The organism is Hahella sp. CR1, from assembly GCF_029813005.1.
Taxonomy (GTDB): Bacteria; Pseudomonadota; Gammaproteobacteria; order Pseudomonadales; family Oleiphilaceae; genus Hahella.
Genome location: NZ_JAPELK010000001.1, coordinates 1,086,688 through 1,109,770, shown reverse-complemented (window position 1 = coordinate 1,109,770; position 23,083 = coordinate 1,086,688). Strand labels below are relative to the sequence as shown.

Below are 23,083 nucleotides of genomic sequence, written 5' to 3'. Positions count from 1 at the left end.
AGGGGTAATCACACTTCATATACATTGCTGGGATTTTATAAAAGTGGCAGGAAATTGCTAAAAATCCGACTATAGGGAAATATTCTGTAGTAGCCCCCAGAAAACATGGCATAGTGAGGAAGGTAGCCGATTTAAGATATTGAGTGCCACTTTTCACCTCTCATGGCCGAAAAGTATGGTCACTTACTCATCCATAGTGCGATTTCCCTGACCAAACCTCTGAGGAAAAATCCGCTCTCTTAGCCCATTAGCAGGATGCCCCAAGAGCTCAACCACCAGAAAGCAGGATCATCACTTTCTGATAGTACTGTTTTGGCCAGATTGTGGTTGCAAGTAACGGAAGTAAGTTCCGTGAGCTTTATAGAGAGAGGCTATATGGCAGGGTAGCTCTTCGCCCCCACCGACATTAGTGGTGGCTTTTTAATACCTGCAACAACTCAATACCAATTGAGAAATGTAAAACACTGTCAAACAGCCAACATCAGTTCGTTTTTTGATCTTTACTTCTAACCTAACAGCTAAAGGGTAGGAAGCTCTTGGTTATGGAGCCTGTGTTTCCGAGCAGCCTCTATCCTCTGACTACGCTTATAAATCTGTGACACCAGTTTGGTGTGCCATTGAAGCTCGGGATTTGAAGTACGGTACCAGTATTTAGGCGTCATAGCAGTTTGGAGAATTATCATGAGATGGATTTCCAAAGGGAAATGTTGTCGGTTCTCATTTATCGCGTCCATTCTCGCTACCCTGCTTTTAACCTCTCCAATCGTTAGAGCGGTTACTGCCGGCGACACCATTCTCGCCATTACCGACAACTTAAACGTTCGACAATGCACCAAGATAACAGATGGAAGTTGTCCCCCCACTGCACAGATATCCAATCGTTCCATTGGAACCATCAACTCTGGCCCATATTCCGGTAGCGACAATAGCTACACATGGTGGCTTATCACTTGGGAAAGCGGAGTGGTGGGATATTCCGTTCAGGATTTCATAGCGGTTCTTTTGGATATAAATGGAGTTGAAAGCAGCTACACCGCTGAAGCCTCGCCATATAAGCCAGATATTACGCTCTCTGGCAGTGCGTTCCAAAGTGTCACCAAAATTACTTGGGAGTGTACATTCCCAAGTGGAGGTACATGCACAGGAAGCCCCTACATCTGGACCCCATCTAATTGGACTGGCAAGTTTTCCGTACTGAACGACAACTCCGCCCAAGTATCCCCCACTTTACTCACGGGTACAGAAACGGAACCGTATGACACATACGACTGGAGCGTGACATTTGAAACAGGTGAGCAAACGAAAACGAAGTTTTTCTCGGTGGATTATGTCAGTACGCCCTCCCTTCCTGGACCTTTCACACTCTCTCATGAAGAGCCCTATTGCGACACAAGAGACCCGGCAGGACCAGCGGTACAGCTATACTGGACAGCATCAAGCGCCACTACGTCCTACACGATATATCGTAATGGTATCCAAATTGGCAATGCACTGAGCAGTGCGGAGTTCTCGTTCACGAACGAGACCGGACTCGTGGCAGGCACAAGCTATACCTACAGTATCGAAGCATCTAACACTGCCGGGATAACCAGTTCAAACACAGTTACGATCACTGTCCCTGGCGATATATGCACGCTTAAAACAGCCGTCATTAACCAAGTATCGCCCAACCCTGTTCCTGCATCCTCACTCAATCAAACTATCACCGTAATGGGAAGCAACTTCCGCAGTGGAGTAAAGCTGCTTTTTTATGATACTGACAATAACGTGTATGAAAGCAACGCAGAAAAGCTTGAACAAACCTCAGAGAGATCAATCACATACCAGTTCAACAATGTAAACGATGTCGGTACATGGGGCGTTCAAGCAGTCAACACAGACGGAGCGAGTTCTAACCGCTATTCATTCACGGTAGCTCCTTGTGAACCTTCGTCATCTGTCAGAGAACTTCCAGAAGGCATACAACAAAGTGGCTGCGTGAGCCAAGGAGAATCTCAATTCTACCGTTTCGATACAAATGCAGATATTTCCTACACCGTAACGCTGACGAAGATTTCTGGTGACACTGAACTCTATATGGCGGAGTCCGAAAGCTGTATCCAGAGAGCCCCGGCCGCAGACCTGTGTTACACAGGATATCGTTTTGATGAAACCTCATCCTCTGTATCAATCCGTAACTCCAAAGGTATTCCAGGGACGTTTTATATCGCCGTCTATGGCCAGACTGATGCGAACTATATCGTTAGGATGTATCGATCTCTGCCAGATGCATTCATAGAAGTCAGCAACAACGCTCCCGCTACCGATGAACCTGTTACATTCACTGGCATGGCGGGAGTTCCTTCTCTTGCATGCCCAATAGAGTCATATGACTGGGATTTTGGAGATGGGACGTTAGGTTCAGGTACAGAAGTACAGCACCTTTATAAAACCACCAATAACGGTACTCCGTTTATTGCCCGACTCACCGTTACCGATTTTTGTGGCGGCAAAGGAACCGCGCAGGTAGGAATTTCACCCAATGCAAAAGCTAAAAACTGTGACGGGACGCAATCATGCTCCGACGACCCAGTCAATCTAGCGACTGGGAACTACACCTATGAGCATACTGACCTCACCTTACCCGGTATTGGGATTCCTTTTGCATTTAACCGCTACTACAACTCTAAAGATGCGAACTTCAGAAATGGCCCCCTCGGTTATGGGTGGACCCATTCCTACAGCGCACAACTCATACACGAGGCAGGGTTTTCGGTAGTTGTTTTGGGTGACGGCAATCGAGAGACCTTTAGTAATAGCGGCGGCTCATACACCCCAGATCCAGGCATCCATAACAAACTAACCGACAACAGTGACGGCACATTCACCCTCACAACTAAGCAGCAACTCAGATACAACTTTGACACCCAAGGAAGACTAGCCAGTCTCGTTGATAAAAACGGCAATGCCCTTTCTTTGCAGTACGACTTATCAGGCAACTTAGACGCAATTACAGACACAGCCGGACGGCAGATCACTTTCCAGTATGAAGATAATCGGATTATCCAAATTACAGACCCCATCAGCAGAACCATAACCTTCGGCTACAGCACCGACGGCGACCTACTATCTGCAACCAACCCAAATGGCGGAACAACTGAGTATACCTACGATCTCGCCCACCAAATCACTAAGGTACTAGATCCCAGAGGAAACACCATCGTCGAGAACGCATATGACACTATGCGCCGAGTGGTTTCCTTACAAAAAGATGGTCTCGGCGGCCAAACTAAATTTGAATACAACTTCGAGACTGGAGTTACCGAAGTTATCGATGCGCTTGGTCAGGTCGAGGTGCACACACACGATAGCAGGAAGAGAATAATCTCAATCAAGGACAGTCTAGAGCACACGCAGTACTTTACGTATGACGATAACAACAACCGAACTCAAGTCATAGACAAGAACGGCAACACAACCAAGTACACCTATGACGAACGTGGCAACGTCACCTCGAAAACAGATCCTCTTGGGAACACCACGACCATTACCTATAACGCCCAAAACGATCCAATAACCCGAGTAGACGCCCAGGGCAACCAAACTCTCTTCTCTTACGATGAAAAAGGTAACGTATCCCAGACGACAGATGCACTGGGCAACACCATTACGGTCACCTATAGCGATAAGGGATTGCCGCTCACCATTACCGATGCGCGCGGTAACGTCACCACCAACACATACGACAGTGAAGGCAATCTGATTCAAGTAGAGGGTGCGCTGGGAAATACGACACAGTACTCTTATGACGCCGCAGGCCGTCAGCTCTTAGTGACCGATTCTCTAGCCCGCACAACAACCTACATCTACGACGCAAATGACAACTTACTCTCAGTGTCCGACCCACTAGGGCATTCTGTCACGCACACCTACGACGCCAATGGTAATCGTCTCTCCACAACAGACAAAAATGGCAACATCACTCAATTTTCGTATAACGAAAAAGATCTGCTCATCACCACCACTGACGCCTTGGGTGGAGTACTCACAAATACCCCAGACGCGCTCGACCGTGTTGTCCTAAAACAAGATAAAAATGGCAATCTCACTCGACTCATTTACGATCCGGTAGACAGGCTGATCGGTACGTTTGATGCTCTTGGCAACGAGCTAAATTACTTCCACGATGCGAATGGCAACCTAACTGCAATCGCAGATGCGAGCGGCGACCAAACCCACTTCACATACGACAAACTCAACCGCCGCACCAAAGTCATTGCCCCTCTGGAAGGCTCTACCACAACGACATACGATGCGCTTGGACGTGTAATCTCCACCACCAATGCAAAGGGGCAAACGACCACGTTTGAGTATGACGCGTTAGGGCACCTTACAAAGGTCACAGACGCCAACGGCGGCATCATGTCGTACACATACGATGAGAACGGCAACCGTCTGTCCATGACCGACACCAACGGCAACAAGACGCTGTATAGCTATGACGCCTTAAATCGGATCAGCGCCACATTAGAGCCTTTGGGCAACGCTACGAAATACCAATACGATGCCGTAGGAAATCTCTCTCAACTAACCAAACCAGACGGAATCGTCATTACCTACACCTACGACGACCTTGATCGTATCTCCACCATTACTTACCCAGATGCGAGCACTGTCCAGTTCACCTACGACGTAAACGGGAATCGCATTACACAAACGGATAGCCTTGGCACACAGAGCTACACCTACGACGCCCTATACCGTATCACAAGCCATAACGACCCTTTTGGGAATGTAGTCGGGTACAGCTACGACGCCAACGGCAACCGCACTTCCCTCACCTATCCCGGCAATAAAGTTGTCACCTATGACTACGATGTCCTCAATCGCATGTCCACTGTCACAGACTGGCTGGGTAACACCACACAATACACCTACGACAACGAGAGCAAGCTGATACAAACAGCGCTCCCCAACGGCACTAACGCCTCTTATGTGTATGATAAAGCGAACCGACTCATTAGCCTCACCAATGCGAAATCCAATGGCGCAATAATCTCCAGCCATCTCTATACCCTAGATATACTTGGGAACCACACTCATGAAGAACGCGAAGAGCCTTTTCCTCCTATATTCTCCCCAGGAACGACAACATATACCTATGATGCCGAGAATCGCCTCACTAATGTGAATGGTGTATCCAACACCTTCAACAACAATGGCAGTATGACCGCCAAAGGCACTGATACATATGCATATGATTTTGCAGATCGACTGATGGAATTATCTATAGCAGGAACAAAAATTAGTTATAAGTATGATGGTGTTGGCAATCGATATATTCGCACCCAAAATAGCATCACTACTCGCTTTACACTGGATACAAATACCAGTCTCACCAACATTCTTGCAGAGACTGATTCAAGTAACTCTATTAATGCATACAACGTGTATGGCCTTGGACTCATAGCCCGCATCGAAGCAGACGACACCGCTCACTACTATCACTATGATTCCACAGGCAACACCGTCGCACTTACCAATGAATCAGGGACTGTGACCGACCAATACGCCTATAATCCATTTGGTGGCCCTGCAGGGAGTATTGGAAACACCGACACCCCCTTCACGTATTTAGGCTTCCATGGTATAACCAATGAAGTTGATGGCCTGTTTTATGTGCGAGCAAGATACTATGATAGCGACCAACAACGATTCCTTTCCAAAGACACCAAGCCTGGTACCCCCCGAAATACACAAAGTATGCATAGATATATCTATGCGGTGAACAATCCAATTATTCTGATTGATATTTCTGGTTTTTCTCCAAAAGAAGGGAAACACGATCTAGGCCATCAAGGAAATGGTGACTGTGGAAATAATTCTCTAATGGAAGGTTCTTTGGGGATGTTGAGGAATCTGTTTGATGGTCTTTGTAGGGTAAAAGAAGGGAACTATGCAATTGAGGTTGCAGATGCTGCAACTGAAGATGGACGTCTTGGACTTTACGAGGCCAATAAAATTTGGCGAGTTAATACTGATCCAAATTTTACAGTAGAAGTAGATGCAACCAAACTTACTGTGAAGCAAGTTAAAGATTTCGAGGAAGATGGTCGGGCTCTGGCAATAATCGTAGGCCCATTTGATTGGGTGGTACATGGATCAGTTACTTTATACAGAAACTCTAATGGAGAAGTTGAAATATTAGATGGACCGTATGACTTTAATATGCACGAGCCCTTTCGAGAAAGTATTAGTCGAAATTTTTTAACTACTCTAGGGCGCGGGGTAGCTTCATATTTTGGTGCGATAGAAGGTGAGGAATATATTATTCACTATTCTGGAACCCCAGAAATAATTAAATAACATGGAAAAATCGATACATTTATTTAAGGTTGTTATATTTGCAATAATTTGTTGTTCAGCACTGATGGCAGTACTCATGCTCGGTCCGGGAGTTAGTGACTATTCAACGACTTTGATAGGTGACTATGAGTATGTTGATGCTGGAGGATATGAAAAGATGATTTTTGATGATTCAAATATCGTTGTAGATGCTAGAGTTGACGACTACTTCGTGGATGGCACTAAAATATACGTTGCTCGTCGCCCACGTATGGTTCATGAAGCTACGAATAGGGGGCGATCTGCTGCGAGAAGCTCGCTATCATCAGACTGTGAATATATTGTAATTGATACTTTTGATCATAGCGTCAATTACTCTGGAAAAAGTGATTCATTAAGCTGTATCTACTAATTTATTTCGTGAAATAATTACAAGGATATATTTTTGTCACTTGTAATTTATAGAGGCTTTAATCCCATAAGAGTGTGTAAAAAATAGGGGGATATATGAATCAGAATGGAGTCTATTGTAGATATGGGTTAAGAGTATGGATTCATATAATTATACTCTACATGCTAACTCTTTCTAATGTAGTCTTTTCAGCACCAGTATCATATACGTACGACCCCCTCAACCGCCTCATCCAAGCCTCATACAACAACGGCGAACAGACCATACGTTACACATACGACTCTGCCGGAAACATCCTCACCAAAGTAATCACCGTCACGACAACTCCAGATCAAACGGCAGATTCCGATAATGACGGCATACCAGACTTTTGGGAGCAAACCCATTTCGGAAACCTAACCACCGCCAACGGTACAACTGACACAGACAACGATACCCTCACAGACAAGGATGAATACACGCACCAAACCGATCCAAACAATGGCGACACGGACGGCGATGGTGATACTGATAGCGATGAAGTTCTATACGGCACGAATCCAACATCGATTGCAGATACCCTAGACAGCCACCGCCCCTATACTCCCAGTATTCAAGCTATATCAAGCACCGTACCACTAAGCGGTCAATTCTTTGACTCTGATAGCTTTAGCGACCCAGACCAGGAAGACTCTATACGGGCGTCAGAGTGGCAAATCAGCGCACATCAAAGCTTCGCTGAGACTGACCTAGTGTTTAAGAAAGTACGAGAGAAGGAACAGAACGAATCTGAACCGGATTTTCGCCCATTACGCGTACCAGACGGGATATTTGATACCGGCACCAACTACTGGATTCGTACGCGCCACGGCGACAACAAGGGACTATGGTCGGCATGGTCGCCCTATGTATCCTTCAATACTGCCACTGTTGACCCTAATGATACTGATAAGAGTGGTGTACACGATCAATATCAGGTTAACGGTTATGCGGACACAAATGCTAACGGCATTGATGATAGCTCTGAACATATCAGCGTAGTTCATGACGCTCATGAAGGAGAAGCTATTGGCCTCCAGGCCACCAACGGGCTACTCAATACCGTAGCCTCAGTGCCTGATTCAGAAATACCGTCAGAGGCTATGCCCTCTGACGGTTTTCGGTATGGCTTGTTTAGCTTTAGGGTAACCGGCCTGCCAATGGATACTAATAACCCTGCAACAACTCAGATTACTGTCTTCTTCCCTTCTGAACTTCCAGCAGAAACGATGTGGTACAAGCTTGATCCTTCCGCAAGCCGTCTAACAGATTACACAGATAGCGTATCATTCTCTGGAAAGCAGGTGGTGATAACTCTCACTGACGGCGGAGCTGGCGACTTAGATGGCGTAGTGAACGGAGTCATTGTTGATCCTGGTGGACCATCCTTCAGCACTACAAACAACGAGACAGAAGACGAGAATACAGACAACACCTCCACAAACAACACTGAAAGCGACAGTGGAGGAAACGGAGGTGGTGGAGGCTTTTGCTTTATCGCTACCGCTGCATACGGTAGCTACCTTGATCCTAATGTAGTGGTTCTTCGTGAGTTCCGAGACGAATACCTACTCCCCTATGAGCTTGGTAAAGATTTCGTAGCTTTCTACTACCGAAACTCCCCACCTATCGCAGATTACATCCGGCAACACGAGTCTCTAAGAACCCTCACCAGATGGGCTCTCACCCCACTGGTGTATGCCATCAAATATCCCCTCACAGCAGTAGTCCTGTGCTTATTAGTCTTATTGACGTGGCGATACCGGAAACACCTACATTTATTTATTCCAACAAAATAAACAGGCTGCCAGACATTGTAGTCGCTTCTTGAGACCTGAAGCACTCTCGCCGTGCAAGTGATTCAGCCGCGCCTTATGGCACTAATTGTAAACTTGTGACTCGTGGAGACCTAATTGCTTTGCAGCGGCGCTCACGCCGATACGTTGAGCTAACGCTAGGTTTTCCGTCTTGTACTCGTCGGAATAACATTGGCGAGACTTGGAATTTGATATTTCCTGTTTGGTCATAGTTCACCTCTGTAGCGTAGTTTACTCGCTTAACAGGGTATCTATCATTGGTGAGTAGAATCTGATCTCTGAGGTTAATACACAGACGCATCCAGTTAACGTGAGCTTAGCGGATGGATGTGGCGGCCAGTCATTCTCACTAGTCATTTCCAGAGATTCAATTCATCCATACGTTCCAGAAAAATTTCCCAACGAGTCTTACTATTTATACTCTGATATTCGATTTCGGAGAAAGCCATTCATTCCATGGAAAGTATTCTTGCTGAGTTAGGCTGGCCGCACTATGACAGACTTTAGGGGGCATTTAGTGCTTACTTCGAAACTCAACTATTACCACGGCGTCCAATTCTCTCACAACCGTCAGCAACTTGAATAAGTCCTGTATGAATGGAGCCAGCTACCCCGATATAAGCGGGTATTGCAGTAAATCCAATAGTGGTAACTGATGAAACGAGACCTGCTGATATTCCTGCCGCTGCGTTTGCAATTGTGAGTCCAGTTCCAGCAAGAATACGTAAAGAAGGACCGACCCAACGAGACAGAATATCACCTCCACAAGGTTCTTCAGGTTCGGATTTAGAGTTTGAGTCGAACTCCTGGCCTGCCTTCCTTATTAATTCGAATCTGATTTTCTCCACAGCATCAAGCAAATTGATATGTTTCTCCCTTGTCCAGGAATTATCAAAACTTGTTATCAACTCCCTCCTACTTTCAAACTCGAGGTCATAAGCAGGAATTATCAGCTCTGCACGAAGTTCTACAAGCTTCGGCCCAATCTCTTCCAGAATCTTAGTAAGTCCAGCATACTCGTATATATTATAGGTTTCTCTATGCAAATCAGCAACTTGGTCAACATGAGCAATGAGGAATCCAAATAATTCATTATATTGCTCTAAGTATAAACGATTCTCAAAGTAGTCTTTCTCCCGATAAATTATCTCCTTTAGTTGAGCTAGCCGATAATTAATATCATGCAATCGATCAAATCTAACCTTCGATATGGCTTCTCTCATATTTTCTGAAATATCATTGTTCAGCACCCGTAACTGGTCTTTAACCTGCTTAGCGTCTTCCACCAGTAGACTTTCATGCATATTGTCATAGTCGTAACTTATTGCGTGCGCATCTTCCACTAGTCGTATGTCTGATAAGCTTTCGTCCATCGCAATGAGAACCCCTAGTGAACTCTCTCCAAGGAGCCACCCCACTATGGGAGCGGGGGTGTCATTGCGCGATATCGTTACACGGCAGCCTCTTACTGTTAAATCGCTACACATATTCTGTCTCCCTTAAATAAACCGCACTTACGATGTACCTTACAGCCATGTCAGCGGATAAAGATTAGCTTATAATCGAAGATGAAAATTCTGAATTTTTAAAAATTGTAATAATAAAAAAATATAATTTATAATAAAAAAATATAAACCCCGCATCTACAGATTTTATTTATAAAACTATATTAGGATCATTATATTAAGCTTATGAGGGAACCTCTGAAAAACGCTGGCAAGGCCGCCAGTGCAAGGAAAAAGTCGGTGAAAAAGCACAGCTTATCGTGAATAAATGCGCATTTTGAGCCGACTTTTGACACAGCAATGGCAACGCAGGTAGTTTTTCAGAGGTTCCTTAGCTTTGATTTCACTGACAGGAGGTCAGGTATGGCCAACATTGAGAGCCCCTATTTTCCAATAATTTATGTGCGCGGCTATGCAATGACAGAAAGTGCGATTTCTGAGACTGTTTCAACTCCTTATATGGGATTTAACATAGGATCTACAAAAATAAGACAGTCGTGGGACGGGGCAGTAAAACGCCATGTTTTTGAGTCGCCATTAATTAGGCTTATGAAAGAATATAGTTACATAGATTCATACTCTAATGGAGAAGAAATTTCGGACCACATACCTTCGAAAAGCGTTGTTATATATCGTTATTATGATCCAGCTGACAGAGATCTAGGCAATGGTCGATGTCTATCTATTTTTGATGCTGCCGTTGGACTTAGAAGTTTGATATACAATATACGAAAGATGGTTTGCGGTGGAGAAAAAGAATTAGAAGAAAAATTCAAGGTATACTTGGTTGCCCACTCAATGGGAGGTCTTGTATGTCGATGCCTTATCCAAAACGACGGGATCAATGACGGAACAATTCGAAAACTTATAAGCAAAGTTTTCACTTATGCCACCCCACACAATGGAATAGACATGGCAAGAATTAATGTTCCGTCTTTTTTAAAGCTATGGGACATGAACAACTTTAATCGCAACAATATAAAAGAATATTTAAGCTTACCAGACAACGAAAAAGCCAATTCTTTAGGCGACAAAGAGTTTAACGTTGACGATTTTTTCTGTTTAGTTGGAACAAACAATAAAGATTATAAGGTGGCGAATGGTCTATCAAGCCTGTTTGCAGGCGAGATGAGTGATGGATTAGTCAGGATTGAAAATGCAACGGTCGAGAAGTCTCCTAGAGCTTTTGTGCATAAAAGTCATAGTGGTGCGTATGGGATTGTTAACTCTGAAGAGGGATATCAAAATTTAGTGCGATTTTTCTTTGGTGACTACCGAGCAGATGGAGAGTTAGCGGTCGAAGCCCTTCCACTTCCCCCATCTATACACGCAGAGAAGAATCAAGGAAAGACGATTAAAGCTTCTTATTATTTTGAGGCCGCAGTCGCTACTAGAGGCTCTTTTGATTGCTTTCTTACCGAACGTCGTCGCTCTAATAATAGTGCAATAATCCGACAATACAGTGAGCTTTTTGGAAATGAAAATAATCGCAACCCTAAATTATTCTCCATATTTTTGGATAGTAAAAAAATAACTACTGGCGACTCACTAAAGTTCGGCGTTGAGCTTTCTATTAGTACCACTGGCTATACCGTGAACGGAGTTTTAAATACTACTAGACATATAGAAGGCGAGTATCTATATAGAGACACAATTTCAATCGAGATAAAGAATAAGGATAATTCTACGTCTTTACAATATGTTTTCACTGGAGCGGAATCTAGTGAGAGCCCTGGATCAATAGCAGTAGTTAATAATCTTGGAAAATACCAAATACCATTAAAGACAGAAAGAGGATTTAAAGCTGAACTTATATTAAGTCTACATCCTCGTCAGGCTGCATAGATAATCATATTTTTAACACTGTAGAGTTATATAATGTCCAATGGCGTTACCTCATAGAGGTAACGCATTCACTTCGGAGACTCACCCCTCCGCACAGACCTCGCAATAATCTCCGCGATAACCGACCGCCCACCGTCAGGAGGAGGGTTCCCTCGCTTCACCTTCACCCTATACCCCTTCACAGAACTGGTGGTCGGCTCAGTCGGAGGAAATAGAGACTCCACACACTCCTGGATCTGCTCCGGCTTAATCACCAACACCGAAAGCTTCCCCGCACCTTCCTTCTTGAAATATTGCTCCATGCGGAGACGCATATTGGCCTTCTGCACAATCGACAGAATCTGTGTGTATGTACCAGCTGCGCGGCACTTCTCAATGTTGTGCAGCTCATGCTTCATGTCGGTAGTAACCGATATCTCACACGCCACCTTCACCTTTCCGCGATACAACGCAACATCCACAACCCCACCCGGGCACGGCTCTTCAATGACCGCCCTGCACCCACGCTCTTCAGCAAGCCGCTTTATGAGATTCTGGAGGTATATGTGTTGTGTGGTTGCACGCTTTGTCTCTTTCTCTTCAGCGTCTTCCTGGATAGCAAGAGGAGGTGTGGGAGTCTTTGGAGTAGCCCGCTCTGGTGCTTTGATGTGTTCTACTGGCTTTTGCTTCTCTTGATCCTCGGGGGGCTCTTGTCTATAGGGTACGACGGCCTTTTGCGGTGCCTCTTTCCTCGCATAGCGTTCTTGGAAGAGTTGCTCTATCTGCGATACAGCAATTCCATACTTCTCGCGGGAACGGGACACTAACTCCTCTCGCTGCTGGAATGCGTCGGGAACTTCGATGTATTCTGTTGTAATCGCAACCTCGTTCCCCATGTTTCCTCTTCGCACCAACGCCTCACCACGCCCCAGTGAAACAATGTTCTGATGATCAAACGCAGAGAATCCCTGCGCGAGTGAGCGCGCATCATTACCACCAACCCGAAACACAATACGGCTATGCGCATTGCCGAGCACAGCATCCGAAACTTCAGGAGCACGACTTAGTTGCGAAAGGTATTGATGGGAAAGCGTGAGCCCTAACTTATACTTCCGACCTTCCCCAAAGATGGAAGCCAGTGAGGGCGTCACGAAGTGCTGGCATTCATCGATATAGAGAAAAAACGCTTTGCGATCCTGCTTCGGTATCGACTGCCTGGCTATCGCATACTGCTGACATTTGGTAACGAGAAGGCTTCCGAGTAGTTGGGCGTTTGTTGCTCCCATGAGCCCAAGCGGAAGACGCGCAAGCAGGATCTTTCCTTCTTGCATAATGTTTCCCAGATGAATCCCGCCTTTCGGCTGCCCAAGCACATATCGCAACATGCGAGCTCGAAGAAACGAATCAAGACGAGTCACCAACGGCCCGATGGAACGTGCCCCTATGCGCGGAAAGTCATGCTCCCAAAATGCTTGTATGGCTTGATCTGTGATAGGTGCGAGGCATTTTGCCCGATATGAGACGTCAGAGAGGAAATGCCGAAGATCGAGAAGCGAATACGACTCATCGCTCTCCACCAGCGCAAGCACGGCCTCTGCAAGCACTGTTGTCATCACATCGCCCCAGGACGTAGAAAGGCGCGCAATCGTAGATACGAGATCAGAGACTAGTAGATTTTTTTCGTGGGAGCTTTCTGCCTGCAGGATGTTTAATCCAATAGAAAACCGCTCGTCAGAAGGATCAAACACAATCACATCATCAAATCGACTCTCTGGCATACACTGCAAGATATCGTCTGTTAGATCACCATGAGGATCTATGAGCATGCACCCGTTACCACAACGCGCATCCTGCAAGATCATAGAGAGCAACAACGATGACTTCCCTGTGCCAGATGCACCGACCACGTGCGTATGCGCAAACCGATCTATGTGCGGAATGGTAGCGGGTATGCGCTCCCCGTCATGCTGATAGGAGCCAATGACAAGTCCGTTTTCATCCTCTTCTGGAAAGCTCGCAATCTCCCTCACCAACGGTCCTCGTACGGACTCGTCAGGTATATGCACCAGCCCCACCAGCTCCTCAAGGGAGAGAATCATGCCCGTATGATGGCTTGCCCGCGAACACAACAGCGTCTCGTCGTCATACGTTGGGTGGTACGTGACGTCCAAGGGAAATAGTTCGTTTCCATGCACAGAGCCATACTGATCAAATACTCCATCAAACCCGGCTAAGAGTTCAGGAATGCGTATTTCATCTGCCTGTGCGCCCACTCTGAGAGATACGGCAAAGAGTGGCGAAGCCGTCTTCATTTTGGCTAACTGAAGGAACTCTGGCGCATCCGCAAAAAAGCAGCTTCCGTCTTCCTCATCCGTGAGTGCATCCATGATTGTCCGCGCCCATGGATTTTTCACTGGCTCGATGAGCACCTGCATGCAGAGACACTCCCCTTCTCTTGCACGAGAGAGTGCGGACACTAACGCGATGTATGGGTCGATAGCGAAGTTGCGGACATGAACAAGGGGGATAAAGAATTCACGGAACAACCCAAAGTCTATCCGTGCTTGCGTATTGGTGCCGTCCCACGCAGCTAGGAGCAAATCATCTCCCGCGTGTACTGATCCTTCTGGAAGAAATGCGCGTAACGTGCTTCCGATATACTCCGCATCAATCTGGTGACATGTCAGCGCACACTCTACAACACCATGAGAACCGACTAATTCAAAGGAGATTGTCTCCATTGCACCGGTGAGCGTCCGCAGCATAGCGCACATGCGCTCGTGATTAGTTTTGTATTCTGGAGGGATACACAGCTGAAACGATACAGGCTCATACGGAAGCGCTCTTGGAAATGGCTGCTGCTCTTCATAGCTTCTCTGGGGAAGTATCTGTCGATCTGGCCTCCGCTGAAATAACCGCTGCCAGAATGACAAATGGACTCCATCGTCATACGGCGCAACAAGCGGAGCTTCATGCTCGGGTAGCAAGAAAAAAGGGCGGTATGGCGGTTCGAGCTGTACTGCCTCGTCGGCAGAGAGCCATCCCCTTCCCCGCATTTCCCAAGCATAGAAGCTCTTAGTCAGCGCCTCCTCTATGAGTTGCGACACAGCACACTACCGACCACGCCCCAATAGATCCCGTATAGTCGGTTTATAGTCCTCCCGTGCGAGGGCACTCATTCCCCTAGCTTCCAATATTCCGTCCAGAACTTGCGACACGCAGCCAGCTGTGAGTGACTGGAACATATTCGCAGTATCCAAGCGGTAGTATGTGATCGGCTTTATGAGGTGTCTGATAACGAAGCCAATAACCGGGAGGCGCGATAACCACGCGAAAAAGCCGGAGTCGATATACCCAAGCCACCACGAAATAAAGAACCCATTACCAAACGGCGCCGCACAGACGTGGAAGACATGCTCCCCCCGACGGACTTGAAGGTACTCACGCTTTGAAGAGCCAATACCACCTTCCGAGAAGCGGACCCGTTCAGTCCGCACTCGCGGCGCATCGTGCTCTTTAAGCTTGTGCTCGACGGCATCGTAGAATTCATTCGTGGACTGCTGTAGTCCTTCGACTCGGAAATGCCAGTTAGAAATGATATCGGTAGGAATGGCACGCATACTTTAATCTCCCTTTGCAGGTAAACGCATACTGCATAACACGCGCGTATTGCGCTGTCTTATGCGCTCTTCTTGCAGCGTTAAAAAGCGTAGTGTGACCTAACGCATATCTCAATGAAGTCGGTATGACAAAATTACTTTTTAATGTATATGCGTGGGTAACGGTCAGAAATAAAAACCACCGAATTATCAATATTTATTCATGTATATTTCTATTAACAGTGTTCTAACAATATCGTCTGGAGATAGCGCTTTATATGGGAACACCATCCGTAACCATTTCCAGACAAAACAACCAGTGCATGCCTAATGAAGCTTACGCTTTTTCACAAAGTTCGTACGCGGCGATAACGTATTCGCACTAAATGGTTTGCTTGCTGAGCCATCAATCATGAGTGAGAGTGCAATCGAGTGATACGGCAAACTCATCAGATCGTCCGCAGAAAAGACTCGATTAAAGTGCTTCGCCATAATCGGCGCATCCAGCGGCCCCAGGCGAAACGAAATGAGTGTTCCCATGTTGGACAGTACCGCTTGGCTGATCTTTGGTTCGAGCTGATGGAGATGCTGATGTGCGAACACCAACCCAACCTTATACTTCCGAAGTTCAGACACCATCGACACAACCGCCTCTGTGGTGAAGTGCTGGAACTCATCGACATAGAGATAGAACGGGCGACGGGCATGCTCTGGGATGTTTGCACGAGAGAAGGCAGCACTCTGAATGATATTTATGAGAAATGCGCCTAGGAGCCGTGTACTGTCCGCTCCGAGCTTTCCTTTAGCAAGGTTGACGACGAGCACCTTCCCCTCATCCATCGCTTTGCGAATAGAAAGCTGGACTGGTGGGTTTGTCAGCATGCGGTATAGACGAGGGTCAGCCAGAAACGCCCCCACTTTATTCTCAATAGGCCCGCATGCTTCGCGCTGCTGAGACGGCGTATACCGTGCCCACTCCTGTGTCCAAAATCGTAATACTGCCTCATTCTTCACATGAGCTAGAACGAGGTTTCGAAACTCTTCGTCGCCCGGCAGTCTGGAGATATCGGGAAATGAAGCCTTTCCATATTCCAGGAGCGCAAACAGAGTATTACGGAGCAAATGCTCCATACGGACACCCCAGGCCCCCTTCCCCCAGAGTTGTTGCAAAACGTCCATTATGCTGGATGCGACCATAGGAATGTACGCTGTACCCACACCACGCAGCGGGTTATATCCATACGGCTGGTTTGGATCAGCTGCATCCAAATAGATAAAGTTATCCTGAAGAGATTTCGGTATGCGCCGAGCGATACACTCCGCAATATCACCGTGAGGATCAATAAAAGCACAGCCACGCCCGGCATGGATGTCCTGCATGATTAGGTTTTCGAGAAGGGTAGATTTACCGGCACCAGTCTTCCCTATGACATACATATGGAAGAGCCTGTCTGGCTGCTTTATGCCAAATCGAGAATACGGAGGCCGCCAGTTCGTTTTCCCGAAATATGAGATATCAAAATTGTCTGCCATCCCGGACATAAAAGCCGTAAATCATTAAATTCAAAAGAATACTGAATGTGCCTTCATGCACATGCTGACACCCTATATTTCCGGAAAAATGAAAAAGAAGTAATAGCTTTAGTCGTCGCATAACTTTTCCTACTTATGCGACTGATCTGCACACTCAAAAATTGTTGATTTTTTAGCCACGCAGGACTATCTTTCAGGGTACACGGCAGTGGATGCTGTTTAATCCCCTGTTCGCTTCTATCTTGATAGGAAGAAAGTTAAGTGAACAACAGGCCTGTACTCACATACAAGATCATAAGAATTCTAGCTGATAACGTAGGCCACTCTTCCTTTAGTTTCGACTCAATATTCACCGCCTGCGCTTCTCACTTCAAAATAATAAATTTACTTTCTATGTCATCACCCCGCCAAACTTATACGAATAGTAATCACATAACAATTTAAAAGGAAAATAATAAAAAATAAAAGGGACGATAGTATATGAAAATTCGAAAAATAAAACTCGTTAATAAATATGCCCCCTCCTCTCCCTTTTCGTTTAAATTATTCGTATCCTCAATAATAAACACCGCCAACCATAGAAAAAAACCTTACATCTCAACCATCTCATTATTTCTAATAAGTATCACATCCATCTCCGGATGTTCCTATAGACCTGTCTTATTATTTGATAATGGAGCATATATAGGAGCCTTTAAACATAGCAGTACTAAAGACACACACTGTCAATACCAATCAATTGAAGGAGGTGGTGCTTCGATAACAACTAACAGTATTGGGCTAGGTTATTTTGAAAAAACAATGATGTCTATGGATGTAAATATCACTAGTCATTGCAAGACCACATTGGCAGAGGTGCTAGTTATTTCAGAAGATAACATCATAAATTAATACAATTAACAAGGGCAGTTAAAATGACTAACTTACGCAAGATAGAGTACCTTGTCTTAATTTCACTATTGCTAGCTGGGTGCTCAACCAAACCTCATTTAATATTTTTTACGAACACAACGATCGGAGTCGAGGTCGGCTCAGAGCCACAAACCGGTAATCCAGCTAAATTCGTAGTTGGGTATAAGAGACAAGAAGGAGTAATAGATCCTTTAATTCCCGATTATGACTTTCATATTAAGCCTACCAACTCACTTCCTCCCACAAAATCGAATGATACGAATCTTCAAAGGTCAAACTATCAGTACGTGAGAGTCGCTAATGACGGTAAAGCCAATAATATAGCGACTGAAGAGTCTAATACATTTGTGCCCATACAACCCTCTGTATCTCCCTCCATACAAACCAGTCAGCTTAATATCATTGAAACAGAGATGGGAGTTGCGATCCCTCAAGGTTCAAAGATTAAAGCTCATTCTGTGCTTGCAAAAGTAAACTTTGGTGCGACAAATGGGAACAATAACGCTCAAGCCGTACAGTGGTTTGCTACAGGTACTGCCGCTGAAGAGCTAGCTAGAAGCGATACAATTAGCGAAGCTCTAACAGGAGAAAATCTAGCTGAAAGGAAAAGGGTAAAATTAGATAACGCAGTAAATAGTAAGATATCTAACTTAGCTGTTCCTACTCAGCTCATAACAATATACAAACTATTAGAGGATCGTGCTAATAATGGCGGCAATAATGTAGAGGAAGCGCTAGAGATTAAAGAAAGTGTTGACAAAATAGACAGCGGAATATTTAAAACCCAATTCACAATATATGCATTTAGCATTGACTCACCGAATTCTCTCAAAGAAGAAAAAATGAAGTTAAATGTAGGAAATTATTTCCCTAACTCAATACGATTTATAACAAATCTAGAGAATTCATATAGAAATGCTGAACAAGCATTGACGACAAATGGAATTTTATTCAACAACGAGCCATTAACGCAAGAAAAGCGTATAGAGATTATGGAGTTTATGAAAAAATATCCCGCAATGCATAGCAAGGCAAAAAGTGAAATTGAGAATAATAAATCTCTAGCAGAAATGATACGCTTCGTATACAGCAACATACTAACATCAACAATGGAGATGTAATCATGTTCTATCCAGATGACAATATATATACCACTAACGAAGAAAAAAATATAAGATTATCCGAAATACTAACTGGAATTATTGGGGATGCTGCAGTACACGAAATTCGCAGAGTTGAGGATGGAACTCGCAATGGTTGGGAAGTCAGCTAACGAAGAGAGATTATGGTGATCAATTAGTAAATTATATCAACCATTTATTGAAATGGTTGATATAACCATATCTTTCCCATAAGTAAAACCATTTCACCCCTTAACCTTTAATACATAGATTTTAGATTGCATCACTTTGTGCATTATCTTCAACCCTACAAATTATATAGACAAAAATTTCTAACATCTGCAGAAAAACTCTAAATTCGCTATTTTTTTGCATAAAAATAACTACCAGAGTACGTACTGATAAACTCCAAAAAACCATGTAATAGAACTGAAAAAGACTACTGCTATTACTTCTCAGTGTTCTTCTGGATAATGAACAAGGAGATGGATATGAGCGGATATGATGACAATTTTCTTACAGGCATTAACTTGCCATTACCAACCTATAGTGTCTACCTAAGCAGTCATGTACTGGGTAACCAGCCATCACTAAGAAATGGGCAGATTGCGGACTATATTCACTACTCACTAGTCATAAACAGCGAGACGAATAAACGCTCGCCACTATTTGTGGCCCTCAACATAGATCAGAACTTATATAAAAAAACTGGTCGTAGTAACAAATGGAGGATCGATCCACGCATAGGCTTTGAAAACCAGTTAGATAATGCATACTACCGTTCGAACCCTTGGGATCGCGGACATATGGCCCGGCGAACCAGCGCAGCATGGGGAGTTAATAAACAGGAAGCTCAACACGCGTCTGATGAGACATTCTATTACTCAAATAGCTGTCTGCAACATGAGAACCTGAATCAGGACGAGTGGTTAGGTCTAGAAGATTGGGTATACGCCCTTAACCTAGACGATGACGGCAAAATTACCGTTTTCTCTGGTCCTTTCTATGCCGACTTCGATAGAAGTATCACCCCTAGCGGCAGAGACTTGGCTCTAATACCTGCTGGATTTTTCAAAGTTGTTTGCTTCAAAAATAAGGACTCAAAGGCTTTAGATGTGCGCGCTTTTGTTATGTACCAAGACACAGAGGCCTTACGGGATAAGGAGGGACGGACCCGGTACAACAACCAAACATACCAGTCCACCATAACAGAAATTGAGCGATTAACTGGCCTAGTATTTGACGCCAGTATCTACCACGCAAACCCTCTGTACTTTACCCCGGAAAACGCAGCCCCTTCCGAAAACGTAACCGAAACACCAGAGCGAATTGAAGTCGGACAACCTTCTGAAATCGTCAACACCGGAGACAGACGGCAAACTATCAAAGATGACATCGTAGACATCTTTATCTCAGCCGCAATGGTTGACCCTACAGGTGCGGATCAAGGAAATGAGTGGATTTCTCTGACTAATCTGGGAAATCAAGATATTAATATAGCGGACTGGGTTTTAAATGATAACGCTGCGTCACTGACCATTGGTACGGTACTAAGTGATACGTTAGTTAAACCTGGAGAATCTAGAGTTATTAAGCCTATAGACCCGATAAAGCTTGCCAACAATGGCGATATAATTAGATTATTTGATGGTGTAGGAAATAGAATTGACTGGGTAAACTATATAAAGCCAATGCTGAAAACTGGAGTCCCTGTGGTATTTCTTTCTCCAAGAGATACATTAGATCAGTAGACCATGCACCACCATATGAGCTTGCTAATTTCTGACTAGATATTAACAAGCTTTACTCTAACTTTTAATCATAAGGAAAAATTCTCGCGGATTACAATTTACGCCTTGACAACATATCAGCGCAAACACCACATATAATACATCCTCAAAAAAAGAAAAAACCCTATAAATAATATTCATATACAGCCCACCTATATGAGTAAAACAGCATCAAATAATTTTCAAGCTTTAAGCCGATTCAATCTCACCAACATAAAAACCAACCACCCCGAATACAATTACTTCGTTTGTGGAATAGCAGAGTTATCTTATATTTTGATAAATTCTTTTTTCGTATACTCATCTAAACATTTATCGATTATTAAATCTATCATTTCATCCAACTCTGAGAAATCAATATCATTGGTAGTCGAGTAGCTATTATCGATACAATATTTAGAATTCCGCAAGTCTCGACGACCACAGTATCTGGCAAGCCGCAGAATATCTGAATCAAAATTTAAAGCTAATTTTGATATAGTGCTGTTACTTACTTCTTTGGCCTCATTTTCAAGCAAATCTACCATCCAGTCATAAAGGTCACCTTTAGGTAGATTTTCCCTAATTGAGTCTGTATAGCGATTTACGTGAAAACCTATATCATCAAACTTATCTTTTCCTCGTAATTGATATGCTAGTACTGGATTTACCGCAGCCAATTCCATAAGCGCATTATCATATGGTGTAAGAAGCCTTTTCTCAATATCAACCTTCAACGAGTTCGACATATCAGTGAAATATTTAATAATAAGAGGCATAATTGATTTTTTAGCAACGTCAAGATCAAACTGTAGCCCTCTCTCTTCCATTCTCTTGGAGTAATGAATCATAAATTTTTCTGCCGAAGCGCTAGGACTAAACAGTGATATGTTGATAGCGTACCTAATTTCAAGAAGTAAATAGAGCACCTTACGTGCGCTTCTCTTACTCTCCGTCCAGTTCTTATAAAAGTATCCGGCGCTACTTATTATGGCAGCAAGCAATATTCCAACCAAGCTAACCAATGCAGCAATGAACTTCACATCAGAAAAAACGTCCATTTACTTACCCTTTATTTCGAATGATTTTTATCTTGTATTAAACTCTGGCCTTTGACTACCGTTGACAAATTTTTTATAGATTGAGAAGGCCTCATACTCCATATAACAGACGCCCCCCATTAAGCGTAAGTCTTTTTCAGTAGGTGCTAGCACGTTGCATACAACAGGCATAGCACATACGTATAGATCTAGCCCTCCCTTCCATGTTTGGTAATTGCCTAGTTTTTTAAATATTGAATTTCCTCCACTATGTCCAGCTTTCCCATGAATGGATCTATTTAATTGTTCCCACCTTCCTATCAAGCCAGCTTGGGCATTAGTCATACCGATATAGGAGACTTTATCGTAACTTACAGGTTTACCGGATAGATCAATAGGTGATATGGCCAACATGTATACGCCAGGATATCGTATATTACCTATCTCGGCTCTTCTTTCCCACCAACACCAATCGCTAAAAGTAAGTTCCGGTATTTCTACTTTCCTCATTAATATCACTCCTTCGTCCCTATCATTTTATATATTTAAGCTACATGCGTTTCACAGCGGGTGCCACCTATGTATTCATTTAGAATACCAAGCCTCCCCGTGGGGTCGATCAGGATTGAGAGCAAATCGATCATCAACAGCAATAACATTCCAATCAGGGAGCTGACGAAGCGTTTCGCTAATTAAGGTCTTGAATGCACGGTGGAGCCCGCCTTCTTTTATTTCCTTATAGACTAACGCTCGGTTAGCGTTACCAGATTTCCATTGACAATGCTGACCACAACCGCGCCGATGCTTAAAAAAGTAGAGATGTGAATTCATTGCGTACAGAGGTATGCCAGCTACACCATCCTGCTTCTTTAAGCGTGCGGTAAGCTGTACTGGCTCGTCACAAAAATAGCACCGGAAGCGATTGCGTGCGCTCACCCGCATTTGGGCAATTACATCAAGGCCATAATATTCAGTGATGAGTACTGCCGGCACCGCATCCAGTACTGGCCGTTCAAGATCTTTAACAAGGGGGATTTGGAGTTTTGATTCTGGAAAGTCAAATTGATCGAAGGAGTACATCTTCGTCACTACTGTACCTCGCTACAAATTCCGTTAGCTTAAACTCTCCATCGAACTTTAATATTCAGGCAAGCACAGCAATACTCGCGTATTTTTCTTACTAAATCAAACTTTATACGCTTGGCTCAC

At 44.4% G+C, this 23,083-nt stretch carries 13 protein-coding genes; 7 read left to right on the top strand and 6 right to left on the bottom strand.

What is annotated here, in order from left to right; all coding sequences use genetic code 11:
* Nucleotides 1–681 precede the first annotated feature (681 nt).
* The 3 genes from ONV78_RS04965 (at nt 682) to ONV78_RS04955 (ending at nt 8,553) form a co-directional block, all read left to right on the top strand.
* On the top strand, nt 682–6,345 hold the full coding sequence (locus ONV78_RS04965; RefSeq protein WP_279501565.1) for a DUF6531 domain-containing protein: 5,664 nt from the start codon (nt 682–684) through the stop codon (nt 6,343–6,345).
* A 1-nt stretch (nt 6,346) separates the two neighbouring features.
* Nucleotides 6,347–6,736, top strand: a complete 390-nt coding sequence (locus ONV78_RS04960) for a hypothetical protein (protein WP_279501563.1) — start codon at nt 6,347–6,349, stop codon at nt 6,734–6,736.
* Nucleotides 6,737–6,831: 95 nt separating this feature from the next.
* Complete coding sequence (locus tag ONV78_RS04955) at nt 6,832–8,553, top strand: RHS repeat protein (protein WP_279501562.1); 1,722 nt, start codon at nt 6,832–6,834, stop codon at nt 8,551–8,553.
* 551 nt (nt 8,554–9,104) lie between these two features.
* Here the strand turns inward: ONV78_RS04955 and ONV78_RS04950 are convergent.
* Nucleotides 9,105–10,058, bottom strand: coding sequence for a hypothetical protein (locus tag ONV78_RS04950; protein WP_279501561.1), 954 nt, complete (start codon nt 10,056–10,058; stop codon nt 9,105–9,107).
* A 381-nt stretch (nt 10,059–10,439) separates the two neighbouring features.
* Between ONV78_RS04950 and ONV78_RS04945 the strand changes: the two genes are divergently transcribed.
* Nucleotides 10,440–11,921, top strand: coding sequence for a hypothetical protein (locus ONV78_RS04945; RefSeq protein WP_279501559.1), 1,482 nt, complete (start codon nt 10,440–10,442; stop codon nt 11,919–11,921).
* Nucleotides 11,922–11,989: 68 nt separating this feature from the next.
* Here the strand turns inward: ONV78_RS04945 and ONV78_RS04940 are convergent, their stop codons facing one another.
* Both ONV78_RS04940 and ONV78_RS04935 read right to left on the bottom strand, forming a co-directional pair.
* A complete protein-coding gene (locus ONV78_RS04940; RefSeq protein WP_279501558.1) occupies nt 11,990–15,007 on the bottom strand; it encodes a type IV secretion system DNA-binding domain-containing protein in 3,018 nt (1,005 codons plus the stop codon).
* A gap of 819 nt (nt 15,008–15,826) precedes the next feature.
* Nucleotides 15,827–17,041, bottom strand: a complete 1,215-nt coding sequence (locus ONV78_RS04935) for a type IV secretory system conjugative DNA transfer family protein (RefSeq protein WP_279501556.1) — start codon at nt 17,039–17,041, stop codon at nt 15,827–15,829.
* A gap of 905 nt (nt 17,042–17,946) precedes the next feature.
* Between ONV78_RS04935 and ONV78_RS04930 the strand changes: the two genes are divergently transcribed.
* From ONV78_RS04930 to ONV78_RS04920, 3 genes are all read left to right on the top strand, one after another.
* Nucleotides 17,947–19,065: a hypothetical protein gene (locus ONV78_RS04930; protein WP_279501555.1), complete on the top strand. Its 1,119-nt coding sequence runs from the start codon at nt 17,947–17,949 to the stop codon at nt 19,063–19,065.
* A gap of 2 nt (nt 19,066–19,067) precedes the next feature.
* Nucleotides 19,068–19,217: a hypothetical protein gene (locus ONV78_RS04925; RefSeq protein ID WP_279501554.1), complete on the top strand. Its 150-nt coding sequence runs from the start codon at nt 19,068–19,070 to the stop codon at nt 19,215–19,217.
* Nucleotides 19,218–19,556: 339 nt separating this feature from the next.
* The gene (locus ONV78_RS04920) at nt 19,557–20,816 is read left to right on the top strand and encodes a DNA/RNA non-specific endonuclease (protein ID WP_279501552.1); all 1,260 of its coding nucleotides are present in this window, start codon (nt 19,557–19,559) and stop codon (nt 20,814–20,816) included.
* Nucleotides 20,817–21,124: 308 nt separating this feature from the next.
* Here ONV78_RS04920 and ONV78_RS04915 read toward each other — a convergent pair whose 3' ends face one another.
* From ONV78_RS04915 to ONV78_RS04905, 3 genes are all read right to left on the bottom strand, one after another.
* Complete coding sequence (locus ONV78_RS04915) at nt 21,125–21,895, bottom strand: hypothetical protein (protein WP_279501548.1); 771 nt, start codon at nt 21,893–21,895, stop codon at nt 21,125–21,127.
* Between the two features lie 27 nt (nt 21,896–21,922).
* Nucleotides 21,923–22,384: a hypothetical protein gene (locus ONV78_RS04910; RefSeq protein ID WP_279501547.1), complete on the bottom strand. Its 462-nt coding sequence runs from the start codon at nt 22,382–22,384 to the stop codon at nt 21,923–21,925.
* A gap of 75 nt (nt 22,385–22,459) precedes the next feature.
* The gene (locus tag ONV78_RS04905) at nt 22,460–22,963 is read right to left on the bottom strand and encodes a hypothetical protein (protein ID WP_279501545.1); all 504 of its coding nucleotides are present in this window, start codon (nt 22,961–22,963) and stop codon (nt 22,460–22,462) included.
* Between the last annotated feature and the right edge of the window lie 120 nt (nt 22,964–23,083).

Excerpts from the sequence above, each read along its gene's own strand:
- ONV78_RS04935 (WP_279501556.1), bottom strand. The coding sequence starts at position 17,041 with ATGTCCGGGATGGCAGACAATTTTGATATCTCATATTTCGGGAAAACG.
- ONV78_RS04955 (WP_279501562.1), top strand. The coding sequence starts at position 6,832 with ATGAATCAGAATGGAGTCTATTGTAGATATGGGTTAAGAGTATGGATT.
- ONV78_RS04965 (WP_279501565.1), top strand. The coding sequence starts at position 682 with ATGAGATGGATTTCCAAAGGGAAATGTTGTCGGTTCTCATTTATCGCG.
- ONV78_RS04920 (WP_279501552.1), top strand. The coding sequence starts at position 19,557 with ATGAGCGGATATGATGACAATTTTCTTACAGGCATTAACTTGCCATTA.
- ONV78_RS04930 (WP_279501555.1), top strand. The coding sequence starts at position 17,947 with ATGACTAACTTACGCAAGATAGAGTACCTTGTCTTAATTTCACTATTG.
- ONV78_RS04950 (WP_279501561.1), bottom strand. The coding sequence starts at position 10,058 with ATGTGTAGCGATTTAACAGTAAGAGGCTGCCGTGTAACGATATCGCGC.
- ONV78_RS04910 (WP_279501547.1), bottom strand. The coding sequence starts at position 22,384 with ATGAGGAAAGTAGAAATACCGGAACTTACTTTTAGCGATTGGTGTTGG.
- ONV78_RS04960 (WP_279501563.1), top strand. The coding sequence starts at position 6,347 with ATGGAAAAATCGATACATTTATTTAAGGTTGTTATATTTGCAATAATT.
- ONV78_RS04925 (WP_279501554.1), top strand. The coding sequence starts at position 19,068 with ATGTTCTATCCAGATGACAATATATATACCACTAACGAAGAAAAAAAT.
- ONV78_RS04945 (WP_279501559.1), top strand. The coding sequence starts at position 10,440 with ATGGCCAACATTGAGAGCCCCTATTTTCCAATAATTTATGTGCGCGGC.
- ONV78_RS04915 (WP_279501548.1), bottom strand. The coding sequence starts at position 21,895 with ATGGACGTTTTTTCTGATGTGAAGTTCATTGCTGCATTGGTTAGCTTG.